Origin of the sequence: Streptomyces sp. ISL-10 (assembly GCF_018614575.1) — a bacterium.
Lineage (GTDB): Bacteria > Actinomycetota > Actinomycetes > Streptomycetales > Streptomycetaceae > Streptomyces.
The window spans coordinates 1-16,380 of record NZ_JAGGOJ010000002.1; the positions used below are offsets into that span (position 1 = coordinate 1).

At 69.3% G+C, this 16,380-nt stretch carries 8 protein-coding genes and 1 tRNA gene; 8 read left to right on the forward strand and 1 reads right to left on the reverse strand.

The features are described from left to right. Nucleotides 1-179: 179 nt before the first annotated feature. Nucleotides 180-252, forward strand: a tRNA-Thr gene (locus J7E88_RS00045). A gap of 52 nt (nt 253-304) precedes the next feature. On the opposite strand, the gene J7E88_RS00050 is transcribed toward J7E88_RS00045, so the two are convergent. Next, a complete protein-coding gene (locus J7E88_RS00050) occupies nt 305-2,959 on the reverse strand; it encodes a SpoIIE family protein phosphatase (protein WP_215175923.1) in 2,655 nt (884 codons plus the stop codon). A gap of 268 nt (nt 2,960-3,227) precedes the next feature. Here J7E88_RS00050 and J7E88_RS00055 point away from each other — a divergent pair, with 268 nt between their 5' ends. The 7 genes from J7E88_RS00055 to J7E88_RS00085 all read left to right on the forward strand — a co-directional run bounded on the left by J7E88_RS00055 (nt 3,228) and on the right by J7E88_RS00085 (nt 16,355). After that, nucleotides 3,228-8,690, forward strand: coding sequence for a HAMP domain-containing protein (locus J7E88_RS00055; RefSeq protein WP_308307194.1), 5,463 nt, complete (start codon nt 3,228-3,230; stop codon nt 8,688-8,690). A gap of 274 nt (nt 8,691-8,964) precedes the next feature. Further along, a complete protein-coding gene (locus J7E88_RS00060; protein WP_215175925.1) occupies nt 8,965-9,648 on the forward strand; it encodes a two-component system response regulator in 684 nt (227 codons plus the stop codon). 135 nt (nt 9,649-9,783) lie between these two features. Continuing rightward, a complete protein-coding gene (locus J7E88_RS00065; protein WP_215175926.1) occupies nt 9,784-12,576 on the forward strand; it encodes a DNA translocase FtsK in 2,793 nt (930 codons plus the stop codon). Between the two features lie 188 nt (nt 12,577-12,764). Continuing rightward, a complete protein-coding gene (locus J7E88_RS00070; RefSeq protein ID WP_308307195.1) occupies nt 12,765-13,586 on the forward strand; it encodes a helix-turn-helix domain-containing protein in 822 nt (273 codons plus the stop codon). A gap of 116 nt (nt 13,587-13,702) precedes the next feature. After that, nucleotides 13,703-15,166 carry a 30S ribosomal protein S12 methylthiotransferase RimO gene (rimO, locus tag J7E88_RS00075; protein ID WP_215175929.1) on the forward strand — a complete coding sequence of 488 codons (1,464 nt, stop codon included), beginning with the start codon at nt 13,703-13,705 and terminating at the stop codon, nt 15,164-15,166. After that, a complete protein-coding gene (gene pgsA / locus J7E88_RS00080) occupies nt 15,163-15,849 on the forward strand; it encodes a CDP-diacylglycerol--glycerol-3-phosphate 3-phosphatidyltransferase (RefSeq protein WP_215175931.1) in 687 nt (228 codons plus the stop codon). Before rimO ends, pgsA begins: the two co-directional genes overlap by 4 nt. Further along, nucleotides 15,846-16,355, forward strand: coding sequence for a CinA family protein (locus J7E88_RS00085; protein WP_215175933.1), 510 nt, complete (start codon nt 15,846-15,848; stop codon nt 16,353-16,355). The genes pgsA and J7E88_RS00085 overlap by 4 nt, the downstream gene beginning before the upstream one ends. Nucleotides 16,356-16,380: the final 25 nt, after the last annotated feature.

A 16,380-nucleotide genomic window follows, 5' to 3' on the forward strand; every position in this document is an offset into this window, starting at 1 on the left:
GACGCCGCCGAACAATCATTGAGCCTCAACCCCCGGACTCGGTCCGGGGGTTGAGGCTTTTTTGCGTTCCGGCGTCCCTCCTGAAGCACGGGTCGCGCCGGCGTACGGGCGTTTTGGAAACGCCCGTACGGATGGGCTATGCTTCATCTCGTTGCCGCGCGGACACCGCGGAAGCAACAGGCCCTATAGCTCAGTCGGTAGAGCGTCTCCATGGTAAGGAGAAGGTCAACGGTTCGATTCCGTTTGGGGGCTCGGTAACGCAAGAAGGCCCCCCGCCCAACCGGCGGGGGGCCTTCTTCCTTTGTCAGCTCTTATGGGGCTCGTGCACGCGCATGGCCAGGATCGCCATGTCGTCCGAGGCGGGCTCCGCGGCGAAGCGTTCGACCGCCCGCAGCACCCGGGCGGCCACCGCTCCCGCCGTCAGGCCCGTGCAGGTCCTGAACACATCGGCGAGACCGTCGTCGCCCAGCATGCGCGGGCCCTCGCGGCGTTCGGTGACGCCGTCCGTGACGCACAGCAGGACATCGCCGGGGTCCAGGGTGACGACCTGCTCGTAGAGCTCCAGGTCGTCCATCACGCCAAGCAGGGGTTGTGGGTCCGCCGCCGGTTCCACGGAGCCGTCCTGACGCAGGCGCAGCGGCAGCGGGTGACCGGCACACACCACCTTGAGCACCGCGCTGCCGTCCTCCTGCGGCCACAACTCCCCGTACAGCAGTGTGAGGAATCGGCTGCGGGCGCCCTCGTCGAGGATGGCGGCGTTGAGCCGCTCGAGCACCGCGGGGCCACCGAAGCCCTCACGGGCCAGCAGACGCAGGGCGTGGCGGGCGAGGCCGGTGACGGCCGCCGCTTCCGGTCCCGTACCGCAGACATCGCCGATGGCGAAGCCGTATGCGCCGTCCCGGATGGGGAACAGGTCGTAGAAGTCCCCGCCCACCTCGTTGCCCTCGCCGGCGGCACGGTAGACGACCTCGACCTCGACGCCGGGGATCTGCGGCATGTCCGGTGGGAGCAGGCTGCGCTGGAGGGACTGGCTGATCGCCACGCGCTCGGAGTAGAGGCGGGCGTTGTCGAGGGCGAGAGCGGCCCGGCGCGAGAGGTCCTCGGCCAGTTCCAGGATCTCCTGGCGGAAGTGGTCGTCGGACGGCTTGCCGAGCGTCAGCATGCCGATCACGCGGTTCCGCGCGACGAGCGGGAGAACAACCGTCTCCCCGCCGACCGCCGCCGCCGTCGCGAGCGTCACGCCGATACCGGAGGAGACCGGCGGGCTGGAGCCGAGGCCCAGTTCCCGCTTGGAGGCGAGCAGAGCGGCGCGCTGTGCGGTCTCCGCCGGTGCGTTCCACACCCGGGCGCCCGGGGTCGGTACAGGGTCCGGCGGATCGATCCTGGACAGAAGCGCCTTGAGGCCGTCGATGCGGTCCTCGTCCTCGTGGAGCACATAGCTGAGGTACGGCTCGGAGGACTGGTCGGCGATCGTGTAGACCGCGCACCAGGTGGCGAGGGTGGGGACCGTCATCTGGGCCATCAGGGCCAGGGTCTGGTCGCGGTCCAGCGTGCCCGCGAGCAGATCCGACGCCTCGACGAGGAAGGACAGGGAGCCGCGTCGGAGCCGTTCCAGTTCGCCGAGGCGGGCCGACTCGACGGCCAGCGCGATGCGGTCGGCGGCGAACTGCAGCCGCAGGGCCTCTTCGTTGGAGTAGCGTCCGGCGGATTCGGCGGCCACGCCGAGGGAGCCGGTGAGCCGGCCCTCGACCTTGAGCGGGACGGTGACCACCGATCGCATGCCGGTGGAGTTGAGGAGCGGTACGGCGCCGGGGACGGCGGTGAGGTCCTCGTGGACGGCGGGCATTCGAGCCGAGCCGTAACGGCCGGTGCCGGCCTCGACCGGGACGCGGGCGAACCGCTGGCGGGCCGAGGGGAGTCCGGTGGTGGCGCGTACCTCCAACTCGGTCTCGTCGTCCGTGGCGAGCAGCAGGAAGGCGGCGTCGCCGTCGAGCATGTCGCGGGCCCGTTCGACCGTGCGCTGGAGCAGGCCGTCGAGATCGTCCGGCGCGGGCGAGCCGATGAAGACCTCGAACGGGTCGGTGGCGCGGCTCTCCGCGCCGTGGTCGGAGACGGGCGCGCGCTGCGGGGACTGCAGAACGGCCCGTTCCTCGTCGCGTACGAGGAGACAGACCGTGGACGGCTCGCCGTTCCTGTCGCGTACCCGGAGGTGGGAGGCGTAAACGGGGACGACGCGGCCGTCCGCCCCGCGGATGCCGTAACTGCCTTCCCAGCGGGAGAGCTGCAGTGCCTCGGCGATGCCTGTGCCGATGCCGGGCGTGTGCGGCCAGGCGGCGAAGTCGGTGAGCGGTTTGCCCATGACCTGCTCGGCCGGGTAGCCGAAGAGCCGCTCGGCGTCCTCGTTCCATACGACGATCGTGCCGCTGCGGTCGATCTGGATGACGGCCACGCGCATCCGCTCGTCGGCGACGGGGAGCATGGCCGTGGGGAGGGCGGGGCCCGCCGAGCGGGTGCCCACCGGACGCTGCGGAAGGTCCAGTTGGAACCAGACCTGCTTGTGCGTGGGCGTGTACTCGACACCCCAGCGGGAGGCGAGTGCCGCGCACAGCAGCAGTCCGCGTCCGTTCTCCCGGTCGGGGTTGCCGAGCGGAAGACCGGTGCCCTGAATGGGGATCTCGCGCTCGGGGTAGCGGTCGGCGACCTCGATCCGCACACCGTCCTCACTGCGCAGGCACAGGACGTCGGCCGAGGTGCCCGCGTGGATGACGGCGTTGGTGACCAGCTCGCTGGTGAGGACCACGGCGTCGTCGACGACGTCCGAGTACCCCCAGCCCTGGAGGGTGTCGCGGACAAAGGCACGGGCGGTCGCGACGGACCGCCCGATGGGGTCGAAGCTGGCGGCCGCCCGCGCGGTGATCACAGAACTCCTCGTACGCGTCTCGACGCCCGGCTCTGCCATGGTCGGCTTGCCCCTCCCCGTGCCCGGTGGTCGTGGATTGCACCGCACCGCCCCCGCCGGGCGGACCGGGGCGGTTGGACAGCCGGACGCCAGGTTACTTACCTTCGCTGTCCGAGCGGATGCCGGTCGAGGCTGTTTCCGCCCTCCGGGGGTGGGGACGCTATGCGAAGCTGCCGAACTGTTATGGCCTGGTTCCGGCATGGTGAAACACTGGGCAGGCTGCTGAGTAGGCCCGGGCAGTACGGTCAACCCCTGCGGGAGGGACACGGTGGAGTCTGGCGTGGCGGCGCGTGGCAAGGATACGCGCGCGAAAGGCGGACGGTCCCGGAGCAATGGGACAACCGAAGTCGACACAGCGGCCCTGAACAGGCTGAAGTCGGCGCTGGTGGCGATGCGGGACGGGAACTTCCGGCGCCGCTTGACCGTGTCCGGCGACGGCGTCATGGCCGAGATCGCGGCGGTCTTCAACGAGGTCGCCGACCGCAATCTGCATCTCACGGGCGAGATCGCCCGGGTCCGCCGCATGGTCGGGCGCGAGGGAAAGCTCACGGAGCGGCTGGAGACCGGGGCCTGCGAGGGCTCGTGGGCTACGGCCATCGACGCCTCGAACGAGCTGGTGGACGATCTCGCGCGGCCCGTCTCCGAGGTCGGCCGGGTGCTGTCGGCGGTCGCCGAGGGTGATCTGGACCAGCGCATGGAGCTGCGCTCGCACTCGACGGACGGCCAGGACGGCACGGTGCGGCCGCTGCGGGGCGAGTTCCTGAAGGTCGCGCGTACGGTGAACAGCTTGGTGGACCAGCTGTCCGCGTTCACCGACGAAGTGACCCGGGTCGCGCTGGAGGTCGGTACCGAGGGCAAGCTCGGCGGCCAGGCCCAGGTGCGCGGAATGTCGGGTTCGTGGAAGGACCTCACGGATTCGGTCAACACCATGGCGTACCGGTTGACGGCTCAGGTGCGGGACATCGCCCTCGTCACGACGGCCGTCGCCAAGGGCGATCTGTCGCAGAAGGTGACCGTCCATGTGGCGGGAGAGATGCTGGAGCTGAAGAACACCGTCAACACGATGGTGGACCAGCTGCAGTCGTTCTCCTCCGAGGTGACGAGGGTCGCCCGGGAGGTGGGCACGGAAGGCGAGCTGGGCGGCCAGGCGACTGTTCCCGGTGTGGCCGGCGTGTGGAAGGACCTCACCGATTCGGTGAACACGATGGCCGGCAACCTGACCTCCCAGGTGCGGGGCATCGCCGAGGTGACGACGGCCGTCGCGAACGGCGATCTGTCGCAGAAGGTCACGGTGAGCGCACGCGGCGAGGTGGCGCAGCTCGCCGAGACGATCAACCAGATGACCGAGACGCTGCGGACGTTCGCCGACGAGGTCACGCGTGTGGCCAGTGAGGTCGGTGCGGAGGGTCTGCTCGGCGGCCAGGCGCAGGTGCCGGGTGCGGCGGGTACGTGGAAGGACCTCACCGATTCGGTGAACACCGTCTTCCGGAACCTGACCACCCAGGTGAGGGACATCGCGCAGGTGACGACTGCGGTGGCGAACGGTGACCTGTCGCAGAAGGTCACGGTCGACGTCGCGGGCGAGATGCTCGAGCTGAAGAACACCGTGAACACCATGGTGGACCAGCTGCAGTCGTTCGGTTCCGAGGTGACCCGGGTGGCACGGGAGGTCGGCGTCGAGGGCCGGCTGGGCGGTCAGGCCGAGGTGCCGGGTGCGGCGGGTACGTGGAAGGACCTCACCGATTCGGTGAACACCGCGTTCCGCAACCTCACCGGCCAGGTGAGGGACATCGCCCAGGTGACGACTGCGGTGGCGAACGGTGACCTGTCGCAAAAGGTCACGGTCGACGTCGCGGGCGAGATGCTGGAGCTCAAGAACACCGTCAACACGATGGTGGCGCAGCTGTCCTCGTTCGCCGACCAGGTGACGCGGATGGCGCGGGACGTGGGCACCGAGGGCCGCCTCGGCGGTCAGGCGCGGGTCGACGGCGTCAGCGGTACGTGGAAGGAGCTGACGGACTCCGTCAACTTCATGGCCGGCAACCTGACGTCCCAGGTACGCCAGATCGCCCAGGTGACGACGGCGGTGGCGCGCGGTGATCTGTCGCAGAAGATCGACGTGGACGCGCGCGGCGAGATCCTGGAGCTGAAGAACACCATCAACACGATGGTCGACCAGCTCTCCGCGTTCGCCGAGCAGGTGACCCGGGTGGCCCGTGAGGTTGGCACCGACGGGCGGCTGGGCGGCCAGGCGCAGGTGCCGGGCGTCGCCGGTGTGTGGCGCGACCTGACGGACTCGGTGAACGGCATGGCCGAGAACCTCACGGGCCAGGTGCGCAACATCGCGCAGGTCGCCACGGCGGTGGCGCGCGGTGATCTGTCGCAGAAGATCGACGTGGATGCCCGGGGCGAGATCCTGGAGCTGAAGAACACGCTCAACACGATGGTCGACCAGCTGTCGAACTTCGCCGAGCAGGTGACGAGGGTGGCCCGCGAGGTGGGCACCGAGGGCATCCTCGGCGGCCAGGCGGAGGTACAGGGTGTCTCCGGCACCTGGAAGGACCTCACCCAGTCCGTCAACTTCATGGCGAACAACCTCACCAGTCAGGTGCGCAACATCGCCGAGGTCACGACCGCGGTCGCCAAGGGCGATCTGTCGAAGAAGATCACCGTCGACGCCAAGGGCGAGATCCTGGAGCTGGTGACGACCGTCAACACGATGGTGGACCAGCTGTCGGACTTCGCCGACGAGGTGACGAGGGTCGCCCGCGAGGTGGGTACGGAAGGTGTGCTGGGCGGCCAGGCGCGGGTGCGCGGTGTCACCGGCATCTGGAAGGACCTCAGCGACAACGTCAACCTCATGGCCAACAACCTGACCAACCAGGTGCGCAACATCGCCCGCGTCTCCTCCGCGGTCGCCAACGGTGACCTGACCAAGAATGTGACGGTCGAGGCGCGCGGTGAGGTGGCCGAGCTGGCGGACACGGTCAACACCATGGTGCGGACGCTGTCGTCCTTCGCCGACGAAGTGACCCGGGTGGCCCGAGAGGTGGGCACGGACGGGCGGCTGGGCGGTCAGGCGCATGTGCCGGGCGTCTCGGGCACCTGGAAGGACCTCACCGAGTCGGTGAATTCCATGGCCTCCAACCTCACCGGTCAGGTGCGGCAGATCGCCACGGTCACCACCGCGATCGCGAAGGGCGATCTGACCCGCAAGATCGACATCGACGCGCGGGGCGAGATCCTGGAGCTGAAGACGACGATCAACACGATGGTCGACCAGCTGTCGTCGTTCGCCGAGGAGGTCACGCGCGTGGCCCGCGAGGTGGGCACAGACGGGCAGCTGGGCGGTCAGGCGCGGGTGCGCGATGTGGACGGCACCTGGCGCGATCTGACCGAGTCGGTGAACGAGATGGCCGGGAACCTGACCCGGCAGGTGCGTGCCATCGCGGCCGTCGCGACCGCGGTCACCCGCGGCGATCTGAATCTGAAGATCGACGTGGACGCGGCGGGGGAGATCCAGGTCCTCCAGGACAACATCAACACGATGATCGCTAATCTGCGCGACACCACCCTCGCCAACGAGGAGCAGGACTGGCTGAAGGGCAACCTGGCCCGTATCTCCGGTCTGATGCAGGGCCGGCGCGATCTGGACGACGTCGCCTCGCTGATCATGAGCGAGCTCACTCCGGTGGTCTCGGCGCAGCACGGTGCGTTCTTCCTGGCGATGCCGACGGGCGGTGGCCCGGACGTGTCGGGCGGAGGTGAGTCGTACGAGCTGGTCATGCGCGGCAGCTACGGCTACTCGGCGGGTCTGATGCCGACGTCGTTCCGGCCGGGGGAGACGCTGATCGGTACGGCGGCGGAGGAGAAGCGGACGATCCAGGTCAATGTGCCGCCGGGTTATCTGAAGATCTCCTCGGGGCTCGGTGAGGCGTCACCGGCGTATGTGATCGTTCTGCCGGTGCTGTTCGAGGGGAAGGTCCTCGGTGTCATCGAGCTGGCGTCGTTCCAGCCGTTCACGCAGATCCAGCGGGACTTCCTGAACCAGATCGCCGAGATGATCGCCACGAGCGTCAACACGATCAGCGTCAACACCAAGACCGAGGTGCTGCTGAAGCAGTCGCAGGAGCTCACCGAACAGCTGCGTGAGCGTTCCGCCGAGCTGGAGAACAGGCAGAAGGCCCTCCAGGCGTCCAACGCGGAGCTGGAGGAGAAGGCCGAGCTGCTGGCCCAGCAGAACCGCGACATCGAGGTGAAGAACACCGAGATCGAAGAGGCGCGGCAGGTGCTGGAGGAACGGGCGGAGCAGCTCGCGGTCTCCATGCGCTACAAGTCGGAGTTTCTGGCGAACATGTCGCACGAGCTGCGGACGCCGCTGAACTCGCTGCTGATCCTCGCCAAGTTGCTCGCCGACAACGCCGAGGGGAATCTGTCGCCGAAGCAGGTCGAGTTCGCGGAGACGATCCACGGCGCCGGTTCCGATCTGCTGCAGCTGATCAACGACATCCTCGATCTGTCGAAGGTCGAGGCGGGCAAGATGGACGTCAGCCCGACGCGTATCGCGCTGGTGCAGCTCGTGGACTACGTCGAGGCGACGTTCAGGCCCCTGACGGCGGAGAAGGGGCTCGACTTCTCGGTCCGGGTCTCCCCGGAGCTGCCGGCGACGCTGCACACCGACGAGCAGCGGCTGCTGCAGGTGCTGCGCAACCTCCTGTCGAACGCGGTGAAGTTCACCGACAGCGGCGCGGTCGAGCTGGTGATCCGGCCGGCGGGCGCCGATGTGCCGCAGTCCATCAGGGAGCAACTGCTGGAGGCCGGTTCGCTGCGGGACGCGGACGCGGATCTGATCGCCTTCTCGGTGACGGACACCGGTATCGGGATCGCGGCCGGCAAGATGCGGGTGATCTTCGAGGCGTTCAAGCAGGCGGACGGGACGACCAGCCGGAAGTACGGCGGTACGGGACTGGGGCTGTCGATCAGCCGGGAGATCGCGCGGCTGCTGGGCGGCGAGATCCACGCGGCGAGCGAGCCGGGCCGCGGCTCCACGTTCACCCTGTATCTGCCGCTGTATCCGAGCGAGCTGCCGCCGCACGGGTACCCGCAGCTCGCGCCCGGTACGGGTGACGACCGGAGTGAGGAGCCGGCCGCGGTGGAGGGCATGCAGGCGCCGGCCGCATCCCCTCGGCCTGCCGGAGCCCAGGTGGGGCCCGCGGCGCTGCTGCGCCGGCGCCGCAAGGCCCTGGCTGCGAGGAACGGGCAGCAGACGCTGCCCGGCCAGACGCAGGGCCTGGAGCCGTGGGCCGACGTGAGCGCCGGTCAGGAGGGGGCCGAGGAGCGGCGGGTGTTCGCGTTCGACGGCGAGAAGGTGTTGATCGTCGACGACGACATCCGCAACGTCTTCGCGCTGACGAGCGTGCTGGAGCAGCACGGTCTGTCGGTGCTGTATGCGGAGAACGGCCGGGAGGGCATCGAAGTCCTGGAGCAGCACGACGATGTGACGGTCGTGCTGATGGACATCATGATGCCGGAGATGGACGGCTATGCGACGACGACGGCGATCCGCAGGATGCCGCAGTTCGCGGGGCTGCCGATCATCGCCCTGACCGCGAAGGCGATGAAGGGGGACCGGGAGAAGGCCATCGAGTCCGGCGCTTCGGACTATGTGACCAAGCCGGTCGATCCCGATCATCTCCTCGCCGTGATGGAGCAGTGGATGCACGCGAGGTGAGCGGGCGCCGCCCGCGTCGCGTCCTGTCGCTGATCGATCCCGTCCGAAAGTGTGTGGGGTTGGCGTCTACGGGGAACTATCCGGTCTCCCCCCACGTTTTCGGTACGTGCACAGTGACATCACGGTGACAGGGTGTGGCGACGGGCGGGGTGCGGCTACGATGACCGGCACAAGGACGGGCGACGCAAGGGAGTCGTCCCCTGGGGCGGCGCCCGGTGCGTCCTCCGGCTCTGTGAGCCGGAGAGACCCCATGCCGGGGCGAGGAGGACGGGGCATGGTGCAGAAGGCCAAGATCCTCCTGGTCGATGACCGGCCGGAGAATCTGCTCGCGTTGGAGGCCATCCTCTCCGCGCTGGATCAGACACTGGTGCGGGCATCGTCAGGGGAGGAAGCGCTCAAGGCGCTGCTGACAGACGATTTCGCGGTCATTCTGCTGGATGTCCAGATGCCGGGCATGGACGGGTTCGAGACCGCCGCACACATCAAGCGGCGTGAGCGGACCCGCGACATCCCGATCATCTTCCTCACGGCGATCAACCACGGACCCCACCACACCTTCCGGGGTTACGCGGCAGGGGCCGTCGACTACATCTCCAAGCCGTTCGACCCCTGGGTGCTGCGCGCCAAGGTGTCGGTGTTCGTCGAGCTCTACATGAAGAACTGCCAACTGCGTGAGCAGGCGGCTCTGCTGCGCCTCCAGCTGGAGGGCACCGGCCAGGGCGACGCGGGCGGCAGCCGTGAGCCCGCCGGCCTGCTGGCGGAACTGTCCGCGAGGCTCGCGGCAGTTGAGGAGCAGGCCGAAGCGCTCTCCAAGCAGCTCGACGACGATTCCGCCGACGCGGCGGCGGTGGCGACCGCGGCCCACCTCGAGCGCAAACTCACCGGTCTTCGCCGTGCCCTCGACGCACTGGAGCCCGGCACCGGCGGGGGTGCCCCGACGCTGCCCTCCCAGAGCTGAGCCGTCCGCGGTTCGGCGGAGGGGCGGTCAGCGTCCTGAAAAGGCGTCAGTTTCCTGCCCCGTCATGCGCGACACGAACGGGTGAAGCGGTGGGCACACGTGTCCGCTGCCGTCGTCACCGGTAACCTCAGCACCATGGCCTCACGTACGTCCGGCAAGGGTTCCCAGGGCACGGCGGGCACCGCGAAGCCGCGCGCCGGCCGTACGACCGACGCAGCGAAGAAGGCGGTGCCCGCCAAGAAGACCGTCGGGAAGAAGTCCGCACCCGCGAAAAAGGCGCCCGCGAAGAAGGCCGCGGCCAAGAAGACGGCCGCCCCGAAGCCGGCACCGTCCCCCACCGGGGGCGTGTACCGGCTCGCGCGGGCCCTCTGGCTCGGTCTGGCGCACACGGTGGGCGCGATGTTCCGCGGGATAGGGCGCGGCGCCAAGGGACTTGACCCGGCGCACCGCAAGGACGGCCTCGCGCTGCTGCTGCTGGGCCTCGCGCTCGTCGTCGCGGCCGGCACCTGGTCGAACCTCCGCGGGCCCGTCGGCGATCTCGTCGAGATGCTGGTGACCGGCGCCTTCGGACGCCTCGACCTGCTCGCACCGCTGCTGCTCGGCGCGATCGCCGTGCGCCTGATCCTGTATCCCGAGAAGCCCGAGGCCAACGGCCGGATCGTGATCGGCCTGTCCGCTCTCGTCATCGGTGTACTCGGCCAGGTCCACATCGCCTGCGGCTCGCCCGGCCGCGACGAAGGCACCGAGGCCATGCAGGATGCCGGAGGACTGATCGGCTGGGTGGCGTCCAAGCCGCTGATCTTCATGATGGGCGAGGTGCTCGCGGTCCCCCTGCTGGTGCTGCTCACCGTCTTCGGCCTGCTCGTCGTCACCGCGACTCCTGTCAACGCCATCCCGCAGCGGCTGCGCCTGCTCGGCTCCAAGCTCGGCCTCGTCGACGCCGAGCGCGAGAGCGGCATCGACGGCACCGAGGACGAGGAGCGCTACGACGAACAGTGGCGGGAGTCCCTGCCCGGCCGTCCGCGCCGTTCCTCTCCGCGCCGCCGTGACGAGCCCGCCGACGCCTACGGCCCGGACCTCCCCGAGCAGGAGGCGCTCGAACGGCGCAAGCGCCCGCGCCGCCCCTCCGTGCAGCCCGCCATGGGGCGCGAGATGGACGCCGTGGACGTCGCCGCCGCGGCGGCGGCCGCGCTCGACGGAGCCGTACTGAACGGCATGCCGCCCTCCCCGCTCGTCGCCGACCTCACGCGCGACGTCACCGCGGACCGGCAGCGGGTCGCCTCGCCGGTGCCCACCGCGCGCGAGCCGGAGGGCACCGGGCCGAAGCCGCAGGACTCCCGGCGGATGCCGCAGGAGCCGGCGGCCAAGGGTTCCGTACCGGACCTCACCAAGCCGGCGCCCGACGATTCCCAGCCTCTGCCGCCGCGCGCCGAGCAGCTGCAGCTGTCGGGCGACATCACGTATTCACTGCCCTCGCTGGACCTCCTGGAGCGCGGCGGCCCGGGCAAGACGCGCAGCGCCGCCAACGACGCGGTCGTCGCCTCGCTGACCAACGTCTTCATGGAGTTCAAGGTCGACGCGGCCGTCACCGGCTTCACCCGTGGCCCGACGGTCACCCGCTACGAGGTGGAGCTCGGTCCGGCCGTGAAGGTCGAGCGCATCACGGCCCTGACCAAGAACATCGCGTACGCGGTCGCGAGCCCCGACGTGCGGATCATCTCGCCTATCCCCGGCAAGTCCGCGGTCGGCATCGAGATCCCCAACACCGACCGGGAAATGGTCAACCTCGGAGACGTGCTGCGCCTCGCGGACGCCGCCGAGGACGACCACCCGATGCTCGTCGCGCTCGGCAAGGACGTCGAGGGCGGCTATGTGATGGCCAACCTGGCCAAGATGCCGCACGTCCTGGTCGCCGGCGCCACCGGTTCCGGCAAGTCCTCGTGCATCAACTGCCTGATCACGTCGGTGATGATACGAGCGACACCGGAGGACGTCCGGATGGTGCTCGTCGACCCCAAGCGGGTCGAGCTGACCGCGTACGAGGGCATCCCGCATCTGATCACGCCGATCATCACCAACCCCAAGCGGGCCGCCGAGGCCCTGCAGTGGGTGGTACGCGAGATGGACCTGCGCTACGACGACCTCGCGGCCTTCGGCTACCGCCACATCGACGACTTCAACCAGGCCGTGCGCAACGGCAAGGTCAAGCCGCCCGAGGGCAGCGAGCGCGAGCTCCAGCCGTACCCCTACCTGCTGGTCATCGTCGACGAACTCGCCGACCTGATGATGGTCGCCCCACGTGACGTCGAGGACGCCATCGTGCGCATCACCCAGCTGGCGCGCGCGGCGGGCATCCATCTGGTACTGGCGACCCAGCGCCCCTCGGTCGACGTCGTCACCGGCCTGATCAAGGCGAACGTGCCCTCACGGCTCGCGTTCGCGACCTCGTCGCTCGCCGACAGCCGGGTCATCCTCGACCAGCCGGGAGCGGAGAAGCTCATCGGCAAGGGCGACGGGCTGTTCCTGCCGATGGGGGCAAACAAGCCGACCCGTATGCAGGGTGCCTTCGTCACCGAGGCAGAGGTCGCCGCGGTCGTCCAGCACTGCAAGGATCAGATGGCCCCGGTCTTCCGTGACGACGTCGTGGTCGGCAGCAAGCAGAAGAAGGAGATCGACGAGGACATCGGCGACGACCTCGACCTGCTGTGCCAGGCCGCCGAGCTGGTCGTCTCCACTCAGTTCGGCTCGACGTCCATGCTGCAGCGCAAGCTGCGCGTGGGCTTTGCGAAGGCCGGCCGGCTGATGGACCTGATGGAGTCACGGAACATCGTCGGCCCGAGCGAAGGGTCCAAAGCGCGTGACGTTCTCGTGAAACCGGACGAATTGGATGGAGTGCTCGCCGTGATCCGGGGAGAGACTCACTCGTAAGGGTTTCGGGAGCAACCGTTTCCCTTGGTCGTACGTCAAGTTGGAGGGAGGAGCAGCAAGGTGTTCTGCCTTGGGAAAGAGCGGCCATTCCTATGGCGTACAAAGTCTCGCGCCCGGTTGCCCCACCCTTTCGTACCACCCATAGACTGAACCTCCAGCAGGTGGTTACACGCTCGAAAGGCGCCCCCGTGTCCATCGGCAACTCCCCCGAAGACAACCGGCCTTCAGTCGAAGAAGACGACCGGCCGTCGATCGGTCACGCCCTGCAGCAGGCGCGTGTCGGCGCCGGTCTGACCGTCGACGAGGTCAGCTCCTCCACCCGGGTGCGCATCCCTATCGTGCACGCGATCGAGGAGGACGACTTCTCCCGCTGCGGCGGCGATGTGTACGCGCGCGGCCATATCCGCACGCTCGCACGCGCCGTCGGGCTCGCCCCCGAACCCCTGATCGAGCAGTACGACGCCGAGCACGGCGGACGCCCGTCGCCGACGCTCGCCGCACCGCTGTTCGAAGCCGAACGTATCCGCCCCGAACGACGACGGCCCAACTGGACCGCGGCCATGGTCGCCGCCATCGTCGTCGTGGTCGGCTTCGCCGGCTTCACGCTCTTCAGCGACGGCGACGGCAGGGACACCCAGGTCGCCGAGGGGCCCGCGCCCGCCGAGCCCAGCCCGGCCAAGCCCGGGGTGACCAAGCCCGCCGACCCCAAGCCCGACCCCTCGGACAGCGCCATCGCGGCAGTGCCCAAGGACAAGGTCACGGTCAAGCTGTCGGCCACCCACGACAAGAGCTGGATCTCCGCCAAGTCGCACAACGGCAAGCTGCTCTTCGACGGCACCCTGCTCAAGGGCGAGTCCAAGACCTTCCAGGACGACGAACGCGTCGATCTCATCCTCGGCAATGCGGGGGCGATCGAGCTGTTCGTCAACGGCAAGAAGGTCGACGGCGACTTCGAGATGGGTGGCGTCGAGCGGCTGTCCTACACCAAGGGCGACCCCGCGGCCGGCTGACCGGGCGCGGGGCCGCGCCCCGGCGACGGGCGGCCCACGGGCGCAAGGCGAGCGGGCGACGGACGGGAGAACCCTCGCGGCAGGGAGGCGGGCCGGGACAAAGTAGTCTTGAGTCCATGCCCGAACGCCGTACCGTCGCCCTTGTCACTCTCGGCTGCGCCCGTAACGAGGTGGACTCGGAGGAGCTCGCAGGCCGCTTGGCAGCGGACGGCTGGGAGCTCGTCGAGGAAGCCTCCGACGCGGATGTCGCCGTCGTCAACACCTGTGGATTCGTCGAAGCCGCCAAGAAGGACTCCGTCGACGCCCTGCTGGAGGCCAACGATCTCAAGGATCACGGGCGCACCCAGGCGGTCGTCGCCGTCGGCTGCATGGCCGAGCGGTACGGCAAGGAGCTCGCCGAGGCGCTGCCCGAGGCGGACGGCGTGCTCGGCTTCGACGACTACGCCGACATCTCCGACCGGCTCCAGACCATCCTCAACGGCGGGATCCACGCCTCGCACACCCCGCGCGACCGGCGCAAGCTGCTGCCGCTGAGCCCGGTCGAGCGCCAGCACACCGAGGTGGCCCTGCCCGGGCACGGAGACATCGCGCCGGCGCCGCAGGACCTCCCGGAAGGTGTCGCGCCGGTGTCCGGCCCGCGCGCACCGCTGCGCCGCCGCCTCGGCACCAGCCCCGTCGCCTCAGTGAAGCTGGCCTCCGGCTGCGACCGGCGGTGCACCTTCTGCGCCATCCCGTCTTTCCGCGGTTCCTTCATCTCGCGCCGCCCGAGCGATGTGCTCGGCGAGACGCGCTGGCTGGCCGAGCAGGGCGTCAAGGAGATCATGCTGGTCTCCGAGAACAACACCTCGTACGGCAAGGACCTCGGCGACATCCGCCTCCTCGAGACGCTGCTGCCCGAGCTGGCCGCCGTCGACGGCATCGAGCGCGTGCGTGTGAGCTACCTGCAGCCCGCCGAGATGCGCCCCGGCCTGATCGACGTGCTCACCTCCACGCCCGGGATCGCCCCGTACTTCGACCTGTCCTTCCAGCACTCCGCCCCGGGCGTGCTCCGCGCGATGCGCCGCTTCGGCGACACTGAGCGCTTCTGGGAGCTGCTGGAGACCATCCGGGGCAAGGCCCCGCAGGCAGGTGTACGGTCCAACTTCATCGTCGGCTTCCCCGGTGAGAGCGAGGCCGATTTCGCCGAGCTGGAGCGCTTCCTCGGCGAAGCCCGCCTCGACGCCATCGGTGTCTTCGGCTACAGCGACGAGGAGGGCACCGAGGCCGTCTCCTACGACAACAAGCTCGACGCCGACGTCATCGCCGAGCGCCTTGCGCACCTGTCCAGACTCGCCGAGGAGCTCACGGCGCAGCGCGCCGAGGAGCGCATGGGTGAGACCCTCGAGGTACTGGTCGAATCCGTGGACGACGAGGACGGGGCCGTGGGCCGCGCCGCACACCAGGCGCCGGAGACCGACGGCCAGGTGCTGTTCACCTCCCCCGAGGGCCTGGTGCCCGGCCGCATGGTCGAGGCGAAGGTCGTGGGCACGGAGGGCGTCGACCTCGTCGCCCAGTGCCTTGGCGAGGAGGCGGGCAGATGACCGGAGTGCCGGCATCCGCGGCGGGTGGTTCCGGGAGGCCGGCGCCCGGCGGCAAGCTGGGCACTGCGGCCGTCAATCAGGCCAGCCTCTGGAACATCGCCAACATCCTGACCATGGTGCGCCTGGTGCTGGTGCCGGGCTTCGTGGTGCTGATGCTCCAGGATGGCGGCTACGACCCGGCCTGGCGCGCCTGGGCCTGGGCGGCGTTTGCCGTTGCCATGATCACGGACATCTTCGACGGGCATCTGGCGCGCACGTACAACCTGGTCACCGACTTCGGGAAGATCGCCGACCCCATCGCCGACAAGGCGATCATGGCGGCGGGGCTGATCTGCCTGTCGGCTCTCGGTGAGCTGCCGTGGTGGGTGACCGGCGTCATTCTCTTCCGCGAGCTGGGGATCACGCTCATGCGGTTCTGGGTGATCCGGCACGGGGTGATTCCGGCCAGTCGCGGCGGCAAGATGAAGACCCTCGCCCAGGGCACGGCGGTCGGGATGTACGTGCTGGCGCTGACCGGACCGCTGGCGACCATGCGCTTCTGGGTGATGGCGCTCGCGGTCGTGCTGACGGTGGTCACCGGCCTGGACTACGTGCGACAGGCGATCGTCCTGAGGCGCCAGGGGATCGCCGAGGAGCGGGCCGCCCGGGCGGCGGCGTCCGATGCCGAGGGCGCGGAACGGTGAACACGGCGGCTCGCGTGCTGGCGCTGCTCGCGCAGCGTGGCGAGACGCTTGCCGTCGCCGAGTCCCTCACCGGCGGTCTGGTGGCCGCGCAGCTGACGGAGGTCCCAGGAGCCTCTCAGTCCTTCCGTGGGTCCGTGACGGCCTATGCGACCGCCCTCAAGACGGATCTGCTGGGGGTCGACGGCGCTCTCCTGGCGGCCCGCGGCGCGGTCGACGGCGAGGTCGCGGCGCAGATGGCGGCGGGTGTACGGGGCCGGCTGGGTGCCGTGTGGGGCATTGCCACAACCGGCGTCGCGGGGCCCGAGCCGCAGGACGGACAGCCGGTCGGCACGGTCTATGTTGCCGTTTCGGGACCTTCCGGCGCCGGGAAAGTGGCCGCTTTGCGGTTGAACGGCCACCGGGAGGAAATCCGTAGAGAGACTGTACGCAGAGTGCTCGACCTGCTCTCTGACGAACTTCACGGAAATGCGCGGACACAGGATACGGAACAGAACGGGGGGACTTGATGTTTGCAGCCCTGAGTGAACACGA

What these genes read in the sequence shown, in the direction of transcription:
- J7E88_RS00050 (WP_215175923.1), bottom strand. Translation starts at nt 2,959, where the DNA reads ATGGCAGAGCCGGGCGTCGAGACGCGTACGAGGAGTTCTGTGATCACC.
- J7E88_RS00060 (WP_215175925.1), top strand. Translation starts at nt 8,965, where the DNA reads ATGGTGCAGAAGGCCAAGATCCTCCTGGTCGATGACCGGCCGGAGAAT.
- J7E88_RS00065 (WP_215175926.1), top strand. Translation starts at nt 9,784, where the DNA reads ATGGCCTCACGTACGTCCGGCAAGGGTTCCCAGGGCACGGCGGGCACC.
- rimO (WP_215175929.1), top strand. Translation starts at nt 13,703, where the DNA reads ATGCCCGAACGCCGTACCGTCGCCCTTGTCACTCTCGGCTGCGCCCGT.
- pgsA (WP_215175931.1), top strand. Translation starts at nt 15,163, where the DNA reads ATGACCGGAGTGCCGGCATCCGCGGCGGGTGGTTCCGGGAGGCCGGCG.